21 protein-coding genes are annotated in these 19997 nt (G+C 46.8%); 16 read left to right on the top strand and 5 right to left on the bottom strand.

Translation table 11 applies throughout. The features are described from left to right. Window positions 1–9: 9 nt before the first annotated feature. The 5 genes from EKM92_RS05295 (at window position 10) to EKM92_RS05275 (ending at window position 6653) form a co-directional block, all read left to right on the top strand. Window positions 10–807: a right-handed parallel beta-helix repeat-containing protein gene (locus EKM92_RS05295; protein WP_125708636.1), complete on the top strand. Its 798-nt coding sequence runs from the start codon at window positions 10–12 to the stop codon at window positions 805–807. Beyond that, window positions 807–4160, top strand: coding sequence for an AAA family ATPase (locus EKM92_RS05290; protein WP_125708634.1), 3354 nt, complete (start codon window positions 807–809; stop codon window positions 4158–4160). The genes EKM92_RS05295 and EKM92_RS05290 overlap by 1 nt, the downstream gene beginning before the upstream one ends. Beyond that, the gene (locus EKM92_RS05285; protein WP_125708632.1) at window positions 4160–5143 is read left to right on the top strand and encodes a helix-turn-helix transcriptional regulator; all 984 of its coding nucleotides are present in this window, start codon (window positions 4160–4162) and stop codon (window positions 5141–5143) included. The genes EKM92_RS05290 and EKM92_RS05285 overlap by 1 nt, the downstream gene beginning before the upstream one ends. Window positions 5144–5216: 73 nt before the next feature. Then, a complete protein-coding gene (locus tag EKM92_RS05280) occupies window positions 5217–5858 on the top strand; it encodes a hypothetical protein (RefSeq protein WP_125708630.1) in 642 nt (213 codons plus the stop codon). Between the two features lie 27 nt (window positions 5859–5885). Continuing rightward, window positions 5886–6653 (top strand): hypothetical protein, encoded by a 768-nt coding sequence (locus EKM92_RS05275; RefSeq protein ID WP_125708629.1) that lies wholly within the window; start codon window positions 5886–5888, stop codon window positions 6651–6653. Window positions 6654–6744: 91 nt separating this feature from the next. Here EKM92_RS05275 and EKM92_RS05270 read toward each other — a convergent pair whose 3' ends face one another. After that, window positions 6745–7386, bottom strand: coding sequence for a hypothetical protein (locus EKM92_RS05270; protein ID WP_125708627.1), 642 nt, complete (start codon window positions 7384–7386; stop codon window positions 6745–6747). A 129-nt stretch (window positions 7387–7515) separates the two neighbouring features. Between EKM92_RS05270 and EKM92_RS05265 the strand changes: the two genes are divergently transcribed. Beyond that, entirely contained in the window at window positions 7516–7794 is a 279-nt protein-coding gene (locus EKM92_RS05265) for a hypothetical protein (protein ID WP_125708625.1), read from the top strand. A 35-nt stretch (window positions 7795–7829) separates the two neighbouring features. Here the strand turns inward: EKM92_RS05265 and EKM92_RS05260 are convergent, their stop codons facing one another. The 3 genes from EKM92_RS05260 to EKM92_RS05250 form a co-directional block, all read right to left on the bottom strand. Then, window positions 7830–8258: a VOC family protein gene (locus tag EKM92_RS05260; RefSeq protein ID WP_125708623.1), complete on the bottom strand. Its 429-nt coding sequence runs from the start codon at window positions 8256–8258 to the stop codon at window positions 7830–7832. Further along, on the bottom strand, window positions 8255–8791 hold the full coding sequence (locus EKM92_RS05255) for a dihydrofolate reductase family protein (protein ID WP_125708621.1): 537 nt from the start codon (window positions 8789–8791) through the stop codon (window positions 8255–8257). The genes EKM92_RS05260 and EKM92_RS05255 overlap by 4 nt, the downstream gene beginning before the upstream one ends. 62 nt (window positions 8792–8853) lie before the next feature. Beyond that, window positions 8854–9363, bottom strand: coding sequence for a YbhB/YbcL family Raf kinase inhibitor-like protein (locus EKM92_RS05250; protein WP_125708619.1), 510 nt, complete (start codon window positions 9361–9363; stop codon window positions 8854–8856). Window positions 9364–9419: 56 nt separating this feature from the next. Between EKM92_RS05250 and EKM92_RS05245 the strand changes: the two genes are divergently transcribed. The 6 genes from EKM92_RS05245 to EKM92_RS05220 are packed head-to-tail and all read left to right on the top strand — an operon-like array spanning window position 9420 to window position 13921. Next, a complete protein-coding gene (locus EKM92_RS05245; protein WP_125708617.1) occupies window positions 9420–10199 on the top strand; it encodes a PHP domain-containing protein in 780 nt (259 codons plus the stop codon). A gap of 9 nt (window positions 10200–10208) precedes the next feature. After that, on the top strand, window positions 10209–11159 hold the full coding sequence (locus EKM92_RS05240) for a hypothetical protein (RefSeq protein ID WP_125708615.1): 951 nt from the start codon (window positions 10209–10211) through the stop codon (window positions 11157–11159). A gap of 12 nt (window positions 11160–11171) precedes the next feature. Continuing rightward, complete coding sequence (locus tag EKM92_RS05235; protein ID WP_125708613.1) at window positions 11172–11864, top strand: NAD-dependent protein deacylase; 693 nt, start codon at window positions 11172–11174, stop codon at window positions 11862–11864. Window positions 11865–11875: 11 nt separating this feature from the next. Continuing rightward, a complete protein-coding gene (locus tag EKM92_RS05230; protein WP_125708611.1) occupies window positions 11876–12370 on the top strand; it encodes a pyridoxamine 5'-phosphate oxidase family protein in 495 nt (164 codons plus the stop codon). A 39-nt stretch (window positions 12371–12409) separates the two neighbouring features. Beyond that, complete coding sequence (locus tag EKM92_RS05225) at window positions 12410–12994, top strand: TMEM175 family protein (RefSeq protein ID WP_125708609.1); 585 nt, start codon at window positions 12410–12412, stop codon at window positions 12992–12994. Between the two features lie 12 nt (window positions 12995–13006). After that, window positions 13007–13921, top strand: a complete 915-nt coding sequence (locus EKM92_RS05220) for a lactate/malate family dehydrogenase (protein ID WP_125708607.1) — start codon at window positions 13007–13009, stop codon at window positions 13919–13921. 861 nt (window positions 13922–14782) lie between these two features. Here the strand turns inward: EKM92_RS05220 and EKM92_RS05215 are convergent. After that, window positions 14783–15931, bottom strand: coding sequence for an ABC transporter ATP-binding protein (locus EKM92_RS05215; RefSeq protein ID WP_125708605.1), 1149 nt, complete (start codon window positions 15929–15931; stop codon window positions 14783–14785). A 173-nt stretch (window positions 15932–16104) separates the two neighbouring features. Between EKM92_RS05215 and EKM92_RS05210 the strand changes: the two genes are divergently transcribed. The 4 genes from EKM92_RS05210 to EKM92_RS05195 are packed head-to-tail and all read left to right on the top strand — an operon-like array spanning window position 16105 to window position 19981. Continuing rightward, entirely contained in the window at window positions 16105–16569 is a 465-nt protein-coding gene (locus EKM92_RS05210) for an NUDIX domain-containing protein (protein WP_125708603.1), read from the top strand. Then, window positions 16562–17377, top strand: coding sequence for a DUF72 domain-containing protein (locus tag EKM92_RS05205; RefSeq protein ID WP_125708601.1), 816 nt, complete (start codon window positions 16562–16564; stop codon window positions 17375–17377). The genes EKM92_RS05210 and EKM92_RS05205 overlap by 8 nt, the downstream gene beginning before the upstream one ends. A 17-nt stretch (window positions 17378–17394) precedes the next feature. Beyond that, window positions 17395–18666, top strand: coding sequence for a C1 family peptidase (locus EKM92_RS05200; RefSeq protein WP_125708599.1), 1272 nt, complete (start codon window positions 17395–17397; stop codon window positions 18664–18666). Window positions 18667–18679: 13 nt separating this feature from the next. Beyond that, the gene (locus EKM92_RS05195) at window positions 18680–19981 is read left to right on the top strand and encodes a C1 family peptidase (RefSeq protein WP_125708597.1); all 1302 of its coding nucleotides are present in this window, start codon (window positions 18680–18682) and stop codon (window positions 19979–19981) included. The last annotated feature ends 16 nt before the right edge of the window (window positions 19982–19997 follow it).

The raw sequence follows: 19997 nt of genomic DNA, 5'->3' as shown, positions 1-19997 counted from the left end.
GTGATGACGATGACAGCTACTTATCATATTGGCACTGGGTTGTTTAAAAAATCACTTAACGAAGCACTCGTGCTCGCAACGACCGGGGATCAGTTATTACTTGATCCAGGTCATTATGGTGGGATCGAAAAAATTGATGGTAGTGGGTTGACCATCGTTGGCACTGGCAGCTCGCCACAAGAAACAATTTTACAGTCAGAAGTGTTCCTTAAAAGATCTGGAACGACTGTCACGTTAAAGAATCTGACTTTGGATGTTGATGGTTGCAGCTTAAGTATTGAACACGGCGCTAAAGTCATTGCCGAAAACTGTGTGTTTATGGGGAACAAAGAAAAAGTCGCCGTTTTCTTAAGTGATCAAGCGTTGGGGCAGTTTAGTCAATGCACGGTGAAAGCGCGAGCGCAAGGAATTGGTGGCAATTTCTTGTTGGTCAACAAAAAGGCGGTCGCCGATTTGAAAAATTGCGAGATCGTCGGCATCGCGATCAAACAACAAGCGCAAGTCAAAGTGAGCCGTAGTCGTGTGAGTCAGTACCTTTCGTTGAAAGACCAATCGCTCATGAACGGTAATGCGATTATTTTTGACAATTTTCAATACGTTAATTTCAAAGTGACCTCTGGCAGTCAACTGAAACTAGATGATGTCCGAATCGCCCAAGCTACCTTACGCCTGAAAGTCGAACACGGGTTGTGTGAATTCACCTCAAGTAATTGTTCACCTGACCATCGCATCACTTACACCAAAGATACCCAGTCTACAGTAACCATTGCCAATGCCGTTGAAGAACATGAGAAAGAAGGCGCCTAATGGGACAAACATATATTGTTGGCGCAGGCTTTGGTAAGTACGCCTTATCTGAAGCCTTAGACCAAGCGACTAGCGCTGATACCATTCAGGTTGAAGCTGGGGAGTATGAATTACCTAAAGCCAAAACGCTAAAAGCCCAACGGTTGATCGGTGCTGGCGCAGATCAAGTCACGATTCGTGGTCGCATCGATGTTGAAGTGAATAGTCAGTTGTCACAATTCACTTTGATCGCACCGGCGGATACGGTTGGGCTTGCGATTCTCAAACAAGTCACAGTGACTGTTGAAAACTGTGTGACCGTGATGGCAGATGACGCACAATATCCTGCTGTCTGGTTAAAACGGTCAACAGTGTCATTCATCAGTTGTGAACTGCGGAGTAATATTCATGGTAAAGATGAGGATCAGCAGCTCAGCATTACGTGTGATCATTGCACAGTTACGTTTGAAGCTTGTATCGTCATGGGCTTTCGCGGCGATGATCACACGCAGGTGACAATCAAGCAAAGCCAATTAACGTTACGGATTCATTTGGAAGATCAAAGTGTTGGGACTGCTGACACGTTGTATCTTGATCAGCCACTGTGGAATTGGCCTTTTGTGATTTATTCAGGCAGTCAACTGAAGATCCAGACGCTAGATTTAGTGAAGTTACCAGAGGATATCTGTGATATTATTGTCCACCACGGTTTATTACAGGTGCAATCATTAAGTGGCGTCACTGATCAAGAATTAAGCGTTGATATGGATCAGCAATCAACAGTTGACGTCCCTAATGCCGTTCAGTATCAACAATCAGAAACTGAAGAAGCAGCCACTGCTGGAGAAGCAGGCGAACAATCAGCGGAACAGTCTGAAGCGTCAGGGGATGTTGCACAAGCAACAACAGACGCTGAGGAAGCTGAAACATCTGACTCGCTTTCTGCTTTAGCACAATTACAAGCACTCACCGGATTAGATAAAGTCAAAGAACAAGTGTCGGCCATGATCAAGTTTCAACAATATGATCAAAAGCGTCGCGCCAAAGGCCTAGCCCCGTTAGGCCAAGCCTTGCATTCGGTTTACCTCGGTAATCCAGGTACTGGCAAAACGACAGTGGCGCGATTAGTTGGGAAGATCATGTTTGAAGAAGGCGTTTTGCCTAGTGACAAGTATGTTGAAGTCGCCCGTCAAGATCTGGTCTCAGAGTATATCGGCAAAACCGCCAAACAAACCTTGAAAATATTGGAATCTGCTGACGGCGGGGTGTTGTTTATTGATGAAGCCTACACCCTTTATAAAGACGATAATCAAGATACTGGTCAAGAAGCTGTCGATACCATTTTGAAATATATGGAAGATCATCGAGATTCCATGATGATTATTTTTGCCGGCTATACCAAACAAATGCAAGATTTCTTGGACATGAATCCTGGGCTGCGGTCTCGTATCCCCAATACCTTGGATTTTGCTGATTACACCTCTGATCAAATTGCTGATATGGGATTGGCGATCCTTCATGATCATGATTTTGAAGTTGACGAAGAAGCATATCGGTCGACAGTCAATCGTGCATATGAACAAAGCACAGAACACAGCAATGGTCGCTGGGTCCGCAATTTCAATGAAGAACTTGAAAAAATTGCGGCAACGCGAGTCATCAGCACTGGCGCCGAAGAAATTAACTTGATCATCCCTGACGATCTCAATACGTTGGCAGGCGGGGATGTGAAATCTAAAGCTGAAAATGTTGAAAAACTCCTCGCTGAGCTAGATCATATGATCGGTTTAACCAGTGTGAAAAAGTACGTTCGTGATTTGATCGATCAAATCAATGCTGAAAAGCGTTTGGCAGGTGATATTGCCACCAGCCATCCGACGTATCATATGGTTTTCGCTGGGCCTCCAGGTACTGGTAAAACAACCGTTGCGCGGATCATTGCAAAGTTGTTTTATAATTTAGGAATTTTACCTAAAGCCACGGTTTTAGAAACGAACCGTTCAGAGTTGGTAGGTTCATATATTGGTCATACTGAAGCAAACACCACTAAAGTATTGAAACAAGCGTTAGGCGGCGTTTTATTTGTTGACGAAGCCTATCAATTAAGTGCTGGGTATGAGAATGATTTCGGTCACCAAGCAATTGAAACCATGTTGCCAGTCTTAGATAACGAACGAGACCATTTTGTCGCGATTTTCGCTGGCTATACGGATAAGATGACGGAGTTTCTACAAGCAAATCCAGGTTTAGCTTCACGAATTCCGATCACCTTAGACTTTGAAGCTTATACCCCAGAAGAAGTCGGTGCCATTGTTGTCGCCTCAATGAAACGTGATTGGCAATTTGACGAAGCAACATTAGCCAAAGTCGCTGCGGATCAATATCGGAATTTGGCCAAAGCAGATCAAGGCAATGGCCGTTGGGCGAGAAATTTTGTTGATGAGTTGATCAAACAGCATAAAGTTTGGCTCAGTCAACACGTCGATGCAGAAAATCCGACTGAGATCCGCATGGAGGAACTCACCGCATTAATGACGACCGGTGAAGCAGATAAGGCAGCAGGTGTGAAAGCAACCTTGCAAGAATTGGATCACATGGTGGGGTTGGCAGAAGTGAAAACTTATGTTCATCAATTAGTTGATCGCGTCGCCGTTGATAAACGTTTGGCTGGTCAATTAGGTGAAGCCAAACGTCCCGCTTATCATATGATTTTTGCTGGGCCTCCAGGTACTGGGAAGACGACAGTGGCACGTTTGATCGCCAAGCTGTTTTATCAACTTGATATTTTGCCTAAACAAACCGTATCAGAAGTGTCGCGTCCTGATTTAGTCGGTCGATATATTGGTGAAACCGAATCGAAAACCTCACAAGCCCTTGAGAATGCAATGGGTGGGGTATTTTTCTTAGATGAGGCTTACCAATTGTGGCATGCTGATGATCCAAGAGACTTTGGCAATGAAGCGATCCAAACCTTGGTAACGACTTTGGAAAACCGCCGGACTGAATTTATTGCGATTTTTGCTGGGTATACAAAACCGATGGCACAATTTCTAAATGCGAATGAAGGTTTGCAATCACGGATCCCGATCACCTTGAACTTTGCGGCTTATACAGCTGACGAAGTGGCGACTATCGTTGACAATATCTTATCGCCTGATTGGCAGTACGATCATGAGTTGCTGAAACAAATGGTGGCGCAAACCTATGCGAACTTACCGTCGTCGCAACAAGGTAATGGTCGTTGGGCGCGGACTTGTGCTGAAACAGTTGGCAATCAACAACGTTTGTGGTTAGGGGAACACCCAGAAGTTGAAGATTTGAAGCAAATCACCCCAACAACGTTAATGAATGCTGTGATGTCAAAGAAAGCGTGATGTCAGTGACACAATTGGACAACAAAAGCGCTCGCCGAGTATTAGCAGTTTATTCTGAGTTGTTATCAGGGAAGATCGTCACCCATGACTGGTGGGCAACGTTAGAAGCCACGTTGTCTGGAAAATCTGGTAAAAACGATCGCGCTTTTGCCCGTGATATCGCCATTATCCGACAAACACTCCTTGCCAACGAAAGTGCCTATCAAGTTGTGCATGTGCCAACTGGCTATTTGTTGCAAGCATCTGCACAAGCTGCCGTCGATCAAAAGGCGCGGATCATTGCTGAAATTTTGTTAGCGTCGCGATTTTTTGACCGTGGTGATTTGGATCAACTCCTAGCGCAAGTCGCCGAAAGCCTACCTGTCAGCATGCGCAAGCAGTGGTATCAACAATTAAAGCCGGCATTAGGCAGTTATGTCCCGATCACCCAAACGCAAAACAACTTGCAACAATTGGAAATGCTGATCGCGGCGATCACTGATCAACGTGAAGTGACCTTCCATTATCGCAAAAGCTCGGCAACAGAACCAAAAGACTATATTGGACAGCCACAAACGTTATATTTTGAAACCAACTATTTTTACGTGGTGATGCAGTTGCATGGCCATTTGACGATGTTTCGCATCGATCGAATGACCAGTATTGATTATCAAGCTGATGGCCATGCGCCACTTCAAGAAACTTTTTCGATTCGCGACCATCGCGAAACTGCGGCAACGTTAGCCATGGGGGACAAAGTATGGTTTACTTTTGATACCAGCTTGCCACTGGATATGATCCGCGATCGTTTTCCGACGGCGAAAGTGACCAAACAAACTGGTAATATTGCGCGTATTGAAGCGTTCGCTTATGAAAAAGGTGCCTTGTTGTGGCTTCGCAGTCAAGGCGATGACGTTAAAGTGACGTACCCGCAACAAATGGCGAATGATTTAAGAAAATCAGCGCTAAAAGTGGCGGCATTGTATGGCAGTAAATCAGTTTGAAATTGCCATAATGTGTCATCGGTCAAGCACATAATAACCTTGTTGCGATGATGTGAATGAGGGAGGAAAAAATATGACTTTATATCGTGCTTGGCTACAAACTTATGATGACAAACAACGTCGCTATTTAACAAACTACAATTACAATGATTTTGAATTCGGTGGCGCGTTGATTGATGACCAAGAGGCTGCCCTTTCGATCGTTTGTGAACGCGATGATGCCCAAGCCATGCAATTGTTGTTTCAAGCCTTGCTACGCCATCCAGCGGCAAATGCCGATTTATTACCTTACCAAGAAATTCCGGCTGCTTATGATTCTGTGCGCCGCCACTTTCAAGTGATTTATCGCCCGTTACCTGATTTGCATACCTTGCTGCCAAACACCACTTATGCCGTTGAGGATGTATGCGTTGATTACGATCGCTTTGGCGCATCGCATCAAATCTCTCGCGACAATAATCGTGAAATTGGTCCGGAGCAAGTTGATACCATGTTTCGCGTTTTTGATGCTGATTACTTTATTGATGGCGACACTGGGACTCGGTATCCGGGAATCGTGACGGATAGTGATGCAGGCCCGCTGTTTTGGAGTGTGCCTGATGAACTGGCACCAGTGATCGACAATATGATGACACGCAATACCTTTCCTTATACCGTTCAATTTGCCTTAACTGAAGATCATCAGTTGGCGACAATGATCAAAAGTGACCTTTAAGCGGCTTCATTTAGGAGGAGAACAATTATGAGTCCAGAAACTTTTCGACAATTCAATCAACTTGACTATGCCAGTTACCAACGGGTATGCGACACCTATCCACATATCGCAAGTTTTGCTTATTGGCAACCAGGTTTTCATGGCAATGCCATGGCGCCTGAGGCCTTGCAGGCATCCAGTGCTGAAGAATATCAAACGAAGCTGGCCCCATATTTACAAAAAGGGGTCGTCGCTTTGGGATTGAACTTCGGCGTACGCAAAAGTTTGACGATCATTGATCATGCGCAAGCGGAAACTTACACAGTAGCTGAACGCTTAGCGCATGCCAAACAAGGCCGTATGTTAGGCAATCAATATGGCGGTGGCGATGCGCATCGCGCCATGTATCCTGAATTTGTGACCCACAATGGGCAACAGTCGCTGTTGTGTGGTGCTTATATGACTGACTTATTCAAGTTTAGCCCTGATGAACATCGTCAGTGGCTAGCCAGTGGGATCGCTACTAAAGACGGCAATCAATTAGCGCCGTTTTTGAAGGCAAATCCTGAATTAGTCACTGAAAATATTGAAGGACTGCAACATGAACTCAACGAAGTACTGGGTGTTTCTGATCAGTTCATCATGGTTTTGCTTGGGAAAAAAGTTCAAGAATTTAAACCGCAATTGCAAGCTGCCTTTCCTCATGCCGTATTGATGGACTTCCCACATTATGGTGCGCATTTGTCTCATGACGAATTTGTTGCTTACGGTCGTCAATTAAATGAGGCAGTCGCTGACACGATCGCTAAGTGGTAACATCAAAAAAACACGATCTCGCCTTCGATTTCGAAAACGAGGTTGTGTTTTTGAGTTGTGGCCGCATTGCTCAGTTAAATTGTGTTTTGCATTAATCGATGTGGTAGTCGATGTAATCCAGTTTCACAGTTGGTAATCCTGCTTGCCAATCGGGTAAGTCATAAGGTAAAGCCAGGCCTGCAACATGCAATACCCCGCTGCGTTGTGGGGCTAAAACGTCATCTGGCATGAACCAGTAAGGCTGATGATTGGTCTTCAAGACTGCTAGTACGGACAACAACGGCCACTCTTCTTCAGTGGGGATCTCGAAATTGTCTGAAGCGGCCATTGCCGGCAATCCTGGACCGAAGATCTCATCGCATAACGTTTGTGCGGTTGTGTGAAGCGCCTGGGCAAATTCTTGCCAATCAACTTGATTTTCCTCACTGGCGTATTCTTCGTCAGTCATTGGCGAATCTTCGTACCAGCCGTACTCAAGTGGCACTTCACGCAGCCATTCACTAAAGTCAGCTAAGGACTTGGTGACTGCAGGGGTTGGCTCGTTGAGGACTGCTTCTCGTTCATCAGGGAGAAATAACGCGGCGAGACTGAATTGTGAATCTGTGGGGAAAGTTGTCGGCAAAGGCCATTCGGTAGCTTGCATCTTAGCCAGCAGTGCCCATTGGCAATCGGTGGCATCAGCGACTTGGGGGTAATGCGCTTTAAGCGACTGGTAATCGTCGAAGTTTGACATGATAGCGACCTCCTTAATTTACTTTCATTATTGCATTGTCTGTTGTCATAACTTGTCGTCATCAGAAAAAAGTTTATTGGGATTAGAAACTTGTCAGCGAGAAAAAAATCCAGTATCAGGAGGCACAATATGAAATCTTGGATGATCCTCAAAGTCTATCCGACTGCCACCATGTCACTTGAAGCAATGATCAAGGCGGTTCAAAAATGGTATCCAAATGATGCAGAGGTGGTGCAGGGCCTCATCAGTGTTACCGAACCGGCAACGGCAAATGAACCGCCATACTTGATCTTAACGGTGGTGGCAACAGACATGTCTGATATCGACGTCGATTTGTATAACTTGCTGGAACAATACCCGATCGATTACAAGGTGTTGGCTGAGCGCGAGTATCCCGACGAAGACTAAAAAAAGCTTCAGGCCGCGGCCTGAAGCTTTTTAAGTTATGCTGGTGCTTGTTGCAAACGCCATACGACGCCGAATTTATCAGTGACTTGCCCCATTTTGTCGCCCCAAAACTGCAAGGCATAAGGCATATCGACAGTCACTTCACCAGAATCAACGAGCTGTTGATAAAAAGCATCACCGAGTTCTGCATCAGCAGGATCGATCATCAACATTAAACTGATCTGCGAAGCAGGCTTGGCGTCATGGCCAAAGGCGTCGCTGCACATCAGCTTCGTCCCTAAAACCGTAAACTCTGCGTGCATGGTCAATTCACTTAAGTCTGCATCTGCCGCCAACCCAAACATCCCCGCTTGTTGTGGCGTGGGGCTTAAACGTGTGATCACCTCAGCATGAAAAACGCGTTGGTAATAAGCCAACGCCTTTTTTGCGCTTGGATAAGCGATGTATGGGATCAATTGGGTCATGCTTTGGACCCGCAAACATCGTAATGCAAAGCAGTGAGTTGATCGAGTTTCTCAACTTTGGACAAATGCAAGTTGACGTTTTGAATGCCGCTAGCCACCAGTGAGATCCCATCGCCGAGCAGGACAGGCGCCACCGTGATGATCAATTCATCAACTAAGTTCGCTTCCAGCAACTCAGTGAAAATATCTGCCCCGCCGACTAACCAAATATCTTTGCCTTTTTGTTCTTTGAGTTTGCGAACAAAGGCAGGGACATTACCGGCAACGACTGTGGTTGGATCGTCTGTATCATGTAAATTTGTGGAGAACACATAACTTTCTTTATCACTATAAGGGTAGCTCCCAGCTAGACGCAGCGCCCGTTGGTAGGTTTTGCGGCCCATTAAGACGCAATCGATGCCAGCGTAGAAGCGTTGGTACGCGTCATCTGCAGCACTAGAACCTAACGCGCCAAGCCAAGCGGTACTGCCGTCTGGTTCAGCGATGAAGCCATCAAGGCTCTGTGCCAAATAAAGAATCACTTTTCGTGCCATAATGCCCACCTCGTTATCTTTGATGTGTTCATTATATCACAAAATGTAACCGTTATCACGTCTTATACACGCGACCATAAATCTAAACTAGTTTCCGCTAAAATGTGCCCGCTCATGGCGTGGCGTGCTTCATTCAACCAAAAACCTGGTTGTAAATCAAGTTCCGTGTCCAACGCAAATACCGTCAATGTATAAGCGTGATCGCCATTCGGTGGTTGCGGGCCGACATATCCTTCATAAATCTCAGGGTCAGTGGCATTTACAAAATGTCCGGCATTGGCGTTACGACCGCGCGTCATCGAAAGGGCGCGGGTACGTTCGACGTCTTCAGGAATTTCGGTGGTGTCGCTAGGAATATTAGCCACATTCCAGTGGATCCAAGGAAAACCTGACACTGGTACGGCGTCGTAATCGATCAGCCACACCGCAAAGCTTTGGGTATCTGCTGGCGCGTCAGCGATGGTGATCGGAAAACTCCGCTTAGGGTAGCCTGCATGCGTGTCAGCAGGCTCGGCATGTTTACCAAAGCGATCAGGTAAGAAGCCTTTTTCTAAAGGAACTGAAATTTTCATGTGATAACGCCTCCTTGTAAGTTAAACTAAGGGTATCACAATCGGAGGTGCCGCGGATGCCGTATTACGATCAACATGTTCACACTTACTTCTCGTTTGACTCTGATGCCCAGTTTGAAGCTTATTTAGCGCAAACTGATCATCCTTTTGTCACCACAGAACATTTGGAAATGTTCAATCCTGATGACGAACACCACGATAACAAACCAGATTATCGCGCTTATGTCCAAAAACTTGAGGCCTTACATCAAAAATATCCTAACCAATTTCTGCGTGGGATCGAAGTCGGGTACTATGAACCTAAACTCAATGACATTTACGCATATTTAGATGCCAATCGCTATGATTTGGTATTGCTGAGCTTTCATCATAACGGCGAATACGATTTTCAAGATGATCATTTTAAAACGATCGACAAAAAAACCTTGGTCCAAGATTATTATGCGCGGATGTTAGCAGGCGTCCGCCGCTTTGATGGGGCTGATGTGTTAGCGCACTTTGAATATGGACTGCGGGTGGTCGATGTGACGCCAGCAGAGCTTGCGGCATGGGCGCGGCCGATGATCCAAGGGATTTTTAGTGAGATCATTGCCAAACACATGGCATTAGAGCTCAACACCAAGTCGATGTATTTGTGGCATGATGTGGCATTATATGATTTGGTGATCCCGTGGTATCAAGCACTTGGCGGGAAGTTGTTCACCTTAGGGTCTGATGCCCATGTGCCAGATGCGTTTGAAATGGAATTTGCGCAAGCCAAAGCGTTGCTACACCGCCACCACATTGAACAACTGGCGGTATATCAAGATCATCAACCAACTTTGGTCACGTATTAAGGAGTTACTATGGTAGAAATTCAAAATCCTGTACTCAATGATTTATTTAAACAAATTCAACCAGGCTACACGATGCCAGTGAAATTCGAGATCTCAGGCACGCCTGCAGATAAACTGGTGCACAGTCAATCGCAAGAAGTGTTGCAGCCAAATGGCGACTTGGTCGTGCAGATCAAAGATTCCCCTGATGTGGATTACACCTTGAGTCACGAATTGATGCATATGTATTTGGCAACGACTGGTTATCCGCAAGTGCAATATCACTTGTTGACTGGGACACCGGAACTAGACAAACAACATTATGCGACAGCAACGGCCTTGACCACTGCGGCGCTGCATTTAGTCGTTGCTGATTGGCAACGCGAACACGGCTTTTTAGGTGAAAGCCAACTGGCACTTTTAGCAAAAGGCTTTGCCTCAGCGTTGTCAAAAGAGCCTGTCGGCGGCGATAACTTGTTGATCTACCGCAGCCTGTCACTGTTTGATCATATGACCTTGTTTGTTGACGGCGGCACCGATGATCAAAAAGCCCAGTGGCAAGCAGACTTCCCTCAAGCTTATCCATTGGCTCAAGATTTGTATGCCACTTTGACACAGAAAAAATTAGATTCACCATTTGCTTACCGTCGCGCGGTGGTGAACTTGCTGGCGCGCTTTAATGTGCTGGTGCAAGCCTCAGGGTTTCAACCGCTAGATAACGATGAATTTGCCACCTTGCCGCCAGTGCTATCACAGCGTCAATTGCGGTTGAGTTTGAATCAAGTGTTTACCTTAAAACACTCAGCTTATCGCGATCGCGCCACCAAGCAATTGGCTTATGTCGCTTTAGGCAAAGGCGACCGCCAAAATGCCTTTGTTTTACCATTAAAAGATACAACGCCGGCTGCCATGCAAAGTTTATATCAACAGCCTTTAGGGGAGATTTTAGATCAGTATCAATTGGACTATAGCGTACGCTAGGAGGTCTTTGCGATGTTTGACTTACAACAAGCCATCACTGACGCTGACAATATTTGCTTTTTGACTGGGGCTGGGGTATCGACAGCTTCTGGTATTCCTGATTACCGCAGCAAAGGCGGGTTGTACGCCGATTCAGAGAAACCAGAATACGCCTTATCTGATGACAACTTAGCGCGCCATCATGAGAATTTTCATCAATGGGTGCTGGCCAACATGTTTCATCCAGAAGCCCAACCGAATGTGATCCACCAAAAGATGGCAGCAATCACTAACGCCAAAGGCACCATTGTCACTCAAAACGTCGACGGTCTCGACCGCGCCGCTGGGGCCGATCATGTGATCGAATTTCACGGCAATTTGTATCGCCTGTATTGTCAAACCTGTCATCAGACGTTCACTTATGATCAGTATCGTGAATCTGATATTCATCAAGCAGATGGCGGGATCATTCGACCAGACATTGTGTTATACGGCGAGCCGATCAATCAAAATGTTGCTGAAGCGGCAGTTGATGCGGTGAGTTCTGCCGACTTGTTAATTGTTGTTGGCACTAGCTTGGTGGTGTATCCTTTTGCTGGATTATTGCGTTATGCGCCGATGGGAGCGACGTTGGTGGCAGTCAATAAAGAAGTGTTGGAACTGCCGCCGCGCGCCCATATGGTGCAAGGGGATGCCGTTTCGGTATTTGAATCGTTACATTTGTAGGAGATGAGTCAATGCGCCGAAAAGAACGTCAAATTGAATTACCTGAAATTAAAACAATAATTGAATCGTGCAAAGTGATGCACATGGCGATGAATGATCAGCCGTTTCCTTATGTGGTGCCAACAAATTATGGCTACGAATGGGAAGGCGACACGTTGATTTTGTATAGTCATGGGGCACGCCAAGGTAAGAAACGGACACTGATCGCCAACGACCCGCATGTGTGTGTGGAAATTGATGGTGGCGCCACGTTAATGACTGCTGGACAAAATGCCCCGCATTACTCGGCAGCTTATCAAAGTGTGATCGGCTACGGGATCGCTGAGTTAGTCGATGACGTCGGCGTCAAACGCCATGCGTTAGATCTGTTGATGCAACATGAAACTGGTCGCCAGCTGGACACCTTTGACGCGCTGCCTGAACATAAGATCAAAGGGGTCGGCGTGATCAAGATCACAATTGCTGAATTCACTGGGAAGGCGCATCACTTGCCGACACCAGAATAAAGTATTGGGGGATTTTTTGGTGAGAGATGGAGGACCAAGATGTCAAAACATCGCGTTGAAGCATTCACCGATGGCGTGATCGCCATCATCATCACCATTATGGTGTTGGAACTGCAGGCACCAGCAGGCGGAAATTTCGCTGATTTGTGGGCGTTGCGCTATCGATTTTTGATTTATTTCGTCAGTTTCTTGACCATGGCAGTGTATTGGAATAATCACCACCATTTGTTTCAAGTGGTCAGTCATGTCGATGGTTTGGTGTTGTGGAGCAATACCGGATTTTTATTTGCGACGTCATTGTTTCCTTTTGCCACTGCTTGGGTCGGGGCACATCATTTGACTAGTATCGCGCCTGAAATGTTTTATGGCGGGGTGGTGTTACTGGCAGATCTGGCTTATTACGCGCTGGTGCAATGTTTGTTGCGGGTCAACACCAAAAGCAACGCCGTGCAAAAAGTTCTCGGCCAAGGGTATTACAAACCATTGATCGCCGTCAGTGGCAATGTGGTGGCGTTAGTCCTTGGGTTGTGGTGGGCGCCTTTGACCATTATTTTAGATACGTTGTTGTTATTGCTGTGGGTGATCCCGGAAAAGCGGATCGAGCGGCATATGCAAAATCAGTAAAGGAGAATTGCGATGCGAACAGTTGGGATCATTGGCTTAGGACATGTTGGGGTGACCACGGCTTACACGATGGTGACTAAAGGGCTGGCAGACACCTTGATTTTGATCGATCAAGACGCTGAACGCGCTGCGGCAGAACGTTTAGACTTGGCGGATGCCCAAGGTGGCCTTGGCACTTACACCAAGTTGTTGGTCAATGACTATGCGGCGTTGAAAACTGCTGACGTGGTGATTTTTGCTGCTGGGGATATTTCACAAGTTGGCGCTGGCGGCAATCGCAACGGCGAAACGGTATCCACGAAAAAAGCGATCGATGACGTGGCGCCGAAGCTACAAGCAAGCGGCTTTGCCGGGGTGTTGATCGATATTTCCAATCCTTGTGACGTTGCCGTCAACTATTGGCAATTAAAACTCGGCTGGGCAAAACATCGCATTTTAGGGACTGGTACCGGCCTTGATACTTATCGTATGCGGCGGGCAGTGGCAGAAACCTTAAACGTCAATGTTGCGGATGTGCGCGGTTATAACTTAGGGGAACATGGTGCGTCGCAATTTACTGCGTGGTCGACAGTTTATGTGAACAGCACACCGATTTCTGAGTTTGCTAGCATCGATTACGACCAATTAGCCGAAACGTCACGTGAAGGTGGGTTTGCGATTTTCAAAAGCAAACATTACACCAATTATGGGATCGCGACGATCGCTTGTGACATGGCCAGTGCCGTGTTAAGCGATGCGCGGCGGGTGTTCCCATGTGCATGTTGGGATGAAGCCCAACAAATCAGTATCGGCCATTTGGCAACAGTCGGCGCCACTGGCATCATTGATAACCCAACGCTGGTGTTACCTGATGATGAACAAGCAAAATATCAAGCCTCTGCTGATACCATTAAACATAATTTAGCAACGATGCAATCATTTGATTAAAGTAAAACGCTGAACCTTCGTCATGAGGTTCAGCGTTTTTTGAATGCTCGGGAAAATGGCGCATAAAATCCACGAAACAGGATTCTGCTTCGTGGATCCGTGGCTTCTAGCCGATACAATTACGTCAGTGCAGTGATCTACGTATCAAGTACGTTTCTGGGCAGCCTTGGGGGATTGGCCCAAAACCACTTTGACCACTACTAAGCTCTGCATTGCCTTTCGTGTCCAGACGTCGACTTGCTTCCCATGTCGCCATGAGGAACTCGGTCCGGTGTAATCATTCGAGGCCCATAGACCCCTTCAGTGCCGGCACTTCTAGATGCTAGAGATCCAATGGCTACCAACAAAAAGCTGGGCCACTGCGGACCTGTCTCACTGGGTTTGCGGGGCACTTCCCCCCGTTGCGAAGAGTTACCATGCAACGTGCGCTAAGTTGCAATCTCCACCTTGTTAACGCGTCCAGTGTAACACCTTCAATTACCCGTGACAAGACTAAAGGCTATAAACGTTTTTCATAATATTTGTGCGGGATCACTTGAAGTGAGCGTCGCGTCTTTTAAAGCAACGCACCTGCAAATAACGACCCTTCGAAACCGAACCAAAGCCCAGATTCGATTCCGAAGGGCGCGTTATTCTTGGTGCTAAACCCGATTTAATCGGCGCTGGATATAAAAACGCCACCTCAAGGCAAAGGTGACGTTCATTAAGGGGTATATGGTATTGACCCTGCCAGATGCGGCATCACCTGGCAAGTCATCGAGTTCCGTGGTGCAACAGCACCTTGCGGTTGTGATCAAGACCATCACAGCCGCAAGGTGACTTAGTCTCAGCCTTAAGAACGCACCACTGCACTCTGGATTATTAAGCTTTGGCTTGTTCGGCGTTCATCGCCTCTTCAGCTTCTTTGGTGACGATCGCGTTAGTGGTTTCTTTATCAAAGAAGTGTGCTTTGTTCACGTCAAAGCCCATCGGTACCTTTTCACCAGGGTTGTGGAAGTCACGGGCATCAACTGTGGCAACGAAGTCCGTGCCATCAACGGTAGCGTACAATTGAGAAGTAGCGCCCATTAATTCAGAAACCGTGACGACAGAGTCAACTGTTTGATCTGGCCAAGTATCCAAGAAGGCTTGTTCAGTGTGAATGTCTTCTGGACGAATGCCTAAGGTGACATCTTTGTCATTGTAGCCGCGATCGTTCAAAATGTTGGCGCGGCCTTCTGGAATGGCGATATCCAACCCTTTGCCATCGTTGATGCGGCCATCTTTGTAATGCACAGACATGAAGTTCATCGCCGGTGAGCCCATGAACCCAGCAACGAATTGGTTGCGAGGGTTGTCATACACTTCTGCAGGGGTGCCGATTTGTTGCACTTTGCCGACAGACATGACGACCACCCGATCAGCCATCGTCATCGCTTCGGTTTGATCATGGGTGACATAAATGGTGGTGGTGTTTAAACGACGGTGCAATTTCGCGATTTCAGCACGCATGGAAACCCGCAACTTGGCATCCAAGTTAGACAAAGGTTCATCCATCAAGAAGATCGGCGCATCACGGACGATCGCACGGCCTAAAGCAACACGCTGGCGTTGACCACCAGATAAGTCGGCAGGCTTGCGGCTTAAGAATTCCGTTAACCCCAAGATCTCAGCGGCTTCATCAACGCGCTTTTTAATGTCGTCTTTGCCGTATTTACGTAACTTCAACCCAAAGGCCATGTTATCAAAAACCGTCATATGTGGATACAAAGCGTAGTTTTGGAAGACCATGGCGATATCGCGGTCTTTAGGGGCAACATCGTTCATCACTTTGTCACCGATTTTCAATTCGCCTTTGGTAATGTCTTCAAGCCCAGCGATCATCCGCAACGTCGTGGACTTCCCACAACCTGAAGGGCCGACGAAAACGATGAATTCTTTGTCTTTAACGTGTAAGTTGAAGTCCATCACGGAATCGTGATCGGCGTGAGGATACTTTTTATAAATGTGATCGAGATTGATTTGAACCATAATGTTCACTCCTTAAAGGGGAATTCATGGGACTTCCCTGATTTACAATTTTAAGTATAGTTGGAAGCGCTTTATGTTTCATTAGCCAACTTGCACAAAAAAATGCGTGAGTTTTTGCACAGTTTGCCCAAAAAGCGGGTAAACTGGTGGTTATACGAAACGGAGGCGACGACATGCCCAAACAATATACTGTGGTGTTGGTGACGACCCCTGCAGGCATCGTGTTGATCAATCGCAAAAAAGTCCCTTACATCGGCTTGTGGAATGGCCTCGGCGGCAAGTTCGAAGCAGGTGAAGACGCCATTGCCTGTGCCAAGCGCGAAGTCTTTGAAGAAAGTGGCTTACAGATTCAAAATGCTGTCGTGTGCGGCGTGGTGCATTGGTATGTTGACGAGCAATTGCGCGGCGACTTGCATTTGGTGCGAGCAGTTGCCGATAGTTTACAACCAGCTGCGCAAATGACCCGTGAAGGGGTGATCACTGCTTGGTCAAGTGAATGGCTCCATGATCCTGAAAACCTCGGCTTAGTGCCAGACCTTGCCGCGATGTTGCCGATATTCAATAATGTTGGCGATCATGAGTATGTCTCTAAGTTTCACGGCGACACCTTTATCAGTTTGGAGCCTGCCAATGATTGAAGTGGGATTAACTGCAGTCGCTGATCATCCAACGCTGGCAGCGAATGGTAAAACGAGCAGTTTAAAAGATTTGGCGCAATATTTTCCGATCATGGAAATGGATACTGGCTTTTATCATATTCCAAGCCTCCAAACGATTCGCAACTGGCAAGCGCAAGTTCCCAGCAAGATGCACTTCATCATTAAAGCCAGTCAGTGGATGACATTGCATAAAGAATCGCCAGACATCGATGTCACGGATCAATTCGAGCAGTTGCGTGAAGCGGTGATGCCGTTAGTGCAAAGCCAACAATTAGTGGCGTTGATGTTTCAAATGCCGCCTTGGTTTGCGGTGACACCGACTCATGTTCGCTACTTTCAACGCGTTAAACGATTGTACCCAGACCTGCCTGTTGCCGTTGAATTTCGGCATGACAGTTGGTATTTACCAGAATATCGGCAATCGACATTCGATTTGTTGAAGCAACTCAACTTCATTCATATCGCTGTCGACGAACCACAAACCCCTGCAGGCAGTGTGCCACTAGTGCCGGTGGCGACAAATGCTGAATGGTCGATTTTACGATTGCACGGCCGCAATTATGCAGGGTGGCAAGCCAATCAAATGCCTGGGCGCACCAGTTATCGGTACTTAGATTCAGAGTTACTTGAGTTAGCAGATGTTGCCAAGCAATTTGAGAGTCGTCATACCGCAGTGATCTTCAATAACAACGGCCAAGGTGATGCCGCAGACAACGCCTTGCGCTTTATTCAACAACAACGTCTTCAATATCGCGGGTTAGCCCCGCAACAAACCACACTTTTTTAAAAAATCAGGTGACTCATATGGAAGCAATCGATCCGCAAAAATTTCAATCTATCCCTTTAAATCAAGCCAAAGCCCGCGCCGTCCAAAACGTTGGGTTATACGCGGCGAGTCATTTACCTTTTGAATCAGTGAAGCCGACATATTCAGTTGAACTGGATACAGATGGTGTCACCGAACAAAAACACTCAGGTCGCTGCTGGCTATTTGCCCAGCTCAATGTGTTGCGGCATGTCGCCGGCGCGCGGTTAAAGTTCAAAAATCTAGAATTCTCTGAAAGCTATTTAGCATTTTACGATCGTTTGGAAAAAGCCAATCACTTTTTAACCCAAATGATCGCCATGGCGGATCGATCACTAGATGATCGGGAACTCGCCTTTATTCTCAGTCGCCCAGATAACGATGGCGGGCAATTCGACAATGCCGTGGCACTGATTCAAAAATATGGCTTGGTGCCAAAGTCGGCGATGCCAGAGACTTTTACTTCCAGCAATACTGCCGATTTCAATCGTGTGCTGAATCGCAAGCTGCGACAATTAGCCGTGCAACTGCGTGCCGCTGATTCCACGCAACGTGAAACCATCAAACAAGCAGGAATGAGTGATGTGTATCGCCTGTTGAGTTATGCGTATGGCACCGTGCCGACCACGTTTGATTTTGAATATTGCGATGACGACAACCACTATCATCGCTTAGCGGATTTGACGCCACAAAGTTTCTATCAACAAGTGGTCAACATCGAACTTGAACAACAAGTCACCTTGTTATCCCGTCAAGATCTGAAATATTGGCAAACTTACCGCTTGCCAGCAGAAGATAATGTGGAAGCTGGGCATCAAGTGTTGCTGGTGAATGTGCCATTTGACGTGATGAGTCAATTGGCGATCACCCAATTGCAAGCTGGCCAGCCGGTGTTGTTTGGCAATGACGTCTTACAAGACCTTGATCGTGCGACTGGTACGCTAAAAGGGGAGTTGTATCAACTCAGCGACTTGCTTGAATGTGACTGTACCTTAGATCAAGGCGCACGTTTTGAAACCAAAGCCGCGAATTTATCACATGCCATGACTTTAGTCGGTGTGGATCTTGTTGATGATGCACCGCGCCGTTGGAAAGTGGAAAATTCATGGGGTTCGCAAGTCGGACACCTTGGTTATTTCAATGCAGATGCCCAGTGGATGCAACAATATGCATACGAAATGGTGATTTTGAAGGAATTCTTACCGGAAAAAATTCAACAAGCATTAATGACGACCCCAATCGCGTTAAAAGCATGGGATCCGTTAGGGTAAATAGGAGGCACAAATGACAAAATCGATCAGTTTTAAGCAAATCGCACAATATGAGCAAGACTTACACAACACCCCAGCATCACAAGCCCTTGCTAAAATCGTCCAAAATGTGGGACCAAATGCTGCTAGTCACGGACCACTCGAAGACAAAACGGTGAAGCCGGCATTTTCGATCGAATTGGATACTGATGCCGTGACCAATCAATTGCATTCCGGTCGCTGCTGGTTGTTTGCCCAGCTCAACACCATGCGCCACTACGCCGCCAAGCAAGCGAACTTGCCGGATTTAGAATTCTCACAAAGCTATCTCGCCTTTTTCGACCGGTTAGAAAAAAGTAATCATTTCCTGAATCAAATGATCGCTTTAGCAGATAAACCGTTGACTGATCGGGAAGTCAGCTTCTTGTTGGCGGCGCCTAACGGGGATGGTGGCCAATATGACAACGCGGCTGCGCTAGTTGAAAAATATGGCCTCGTCCCAAAGTCAGTGATGCCAGAAACTTTCACCTCCAGCAACACCGCCGATTTCAACAAGTTGTTGAACAAGAAACTACGACAAACCGCCCATGATTTGCGCCATGTGGATGCGTCAAAGCGCGAAGCCTTGAAGCAAGCAACATTATCTGATATTTATCGGATGTTGAGTTACGCCTATGGTAGTGTGCCGACGACCTTTGATTTTGAATACCGCGATAAAGACAAGCAATATCATCGCGACGCTGACCTCACGCCACAAAGCTTCTATCAAAAGTACGTCGGCTGGGCACTTGACGATTACGTCACCATTGCCAGCACCACTGAAAAGCCTTATTGGCAAAGTTACGCGCTGCCGGCGCAAGATTACGTTGAAAATGGTCGCCCGATTCATTTTGTCAATGTGCCGCAAGCAACTATGGAAGAACTCGCCATCGCCCAACTCAAAGCAGGGGAAGCGGTGTGGTTTGGCAATGATGTGTTAGCAGACATGGATCGTGATTCAGGGACACTGCGCGGTGGCTTGTACGGTTTATCTGATTTGTTTGATGTGGATCTGTATATGGATCAAGCCGACCGCTTTGCCACTGGTGAAGCGGTGGTATCACACGCGATGACTTTAACTGGCGTTGATCTCGTTGATGATCAACCGCGCACATGGAAAGTGGAAAATTCATGGGGCAAAGACCGCGGTCATAATGGTTATTTTGTTGCTGATGAAGCGTGGTTTAAAGCTTATAGCTATGAATGTGTGATCCGTCGCGACTTGTTGCCACAAGCAGTCTTAGACGCTGATGCCACCGAACCCGTGGTGTTGCCTGCATGGGATAGCTTGCGTTAGGAGAATATTCAAGTGC

This window comes from Lacticaseibacillus porcinae, assembly GCF_003946305.1.
In the GTDB taxonomy this organism is placed as follows: Bacteria; Bacillota; Bacilli; order Lactobacillales; family Lactobacillaceae; genus Lacticaseibacillus; species Lacticaseibacillus porcinae.
This window is presented reverse-complemented; position numbering and strand designations above follow the sequence as displayed.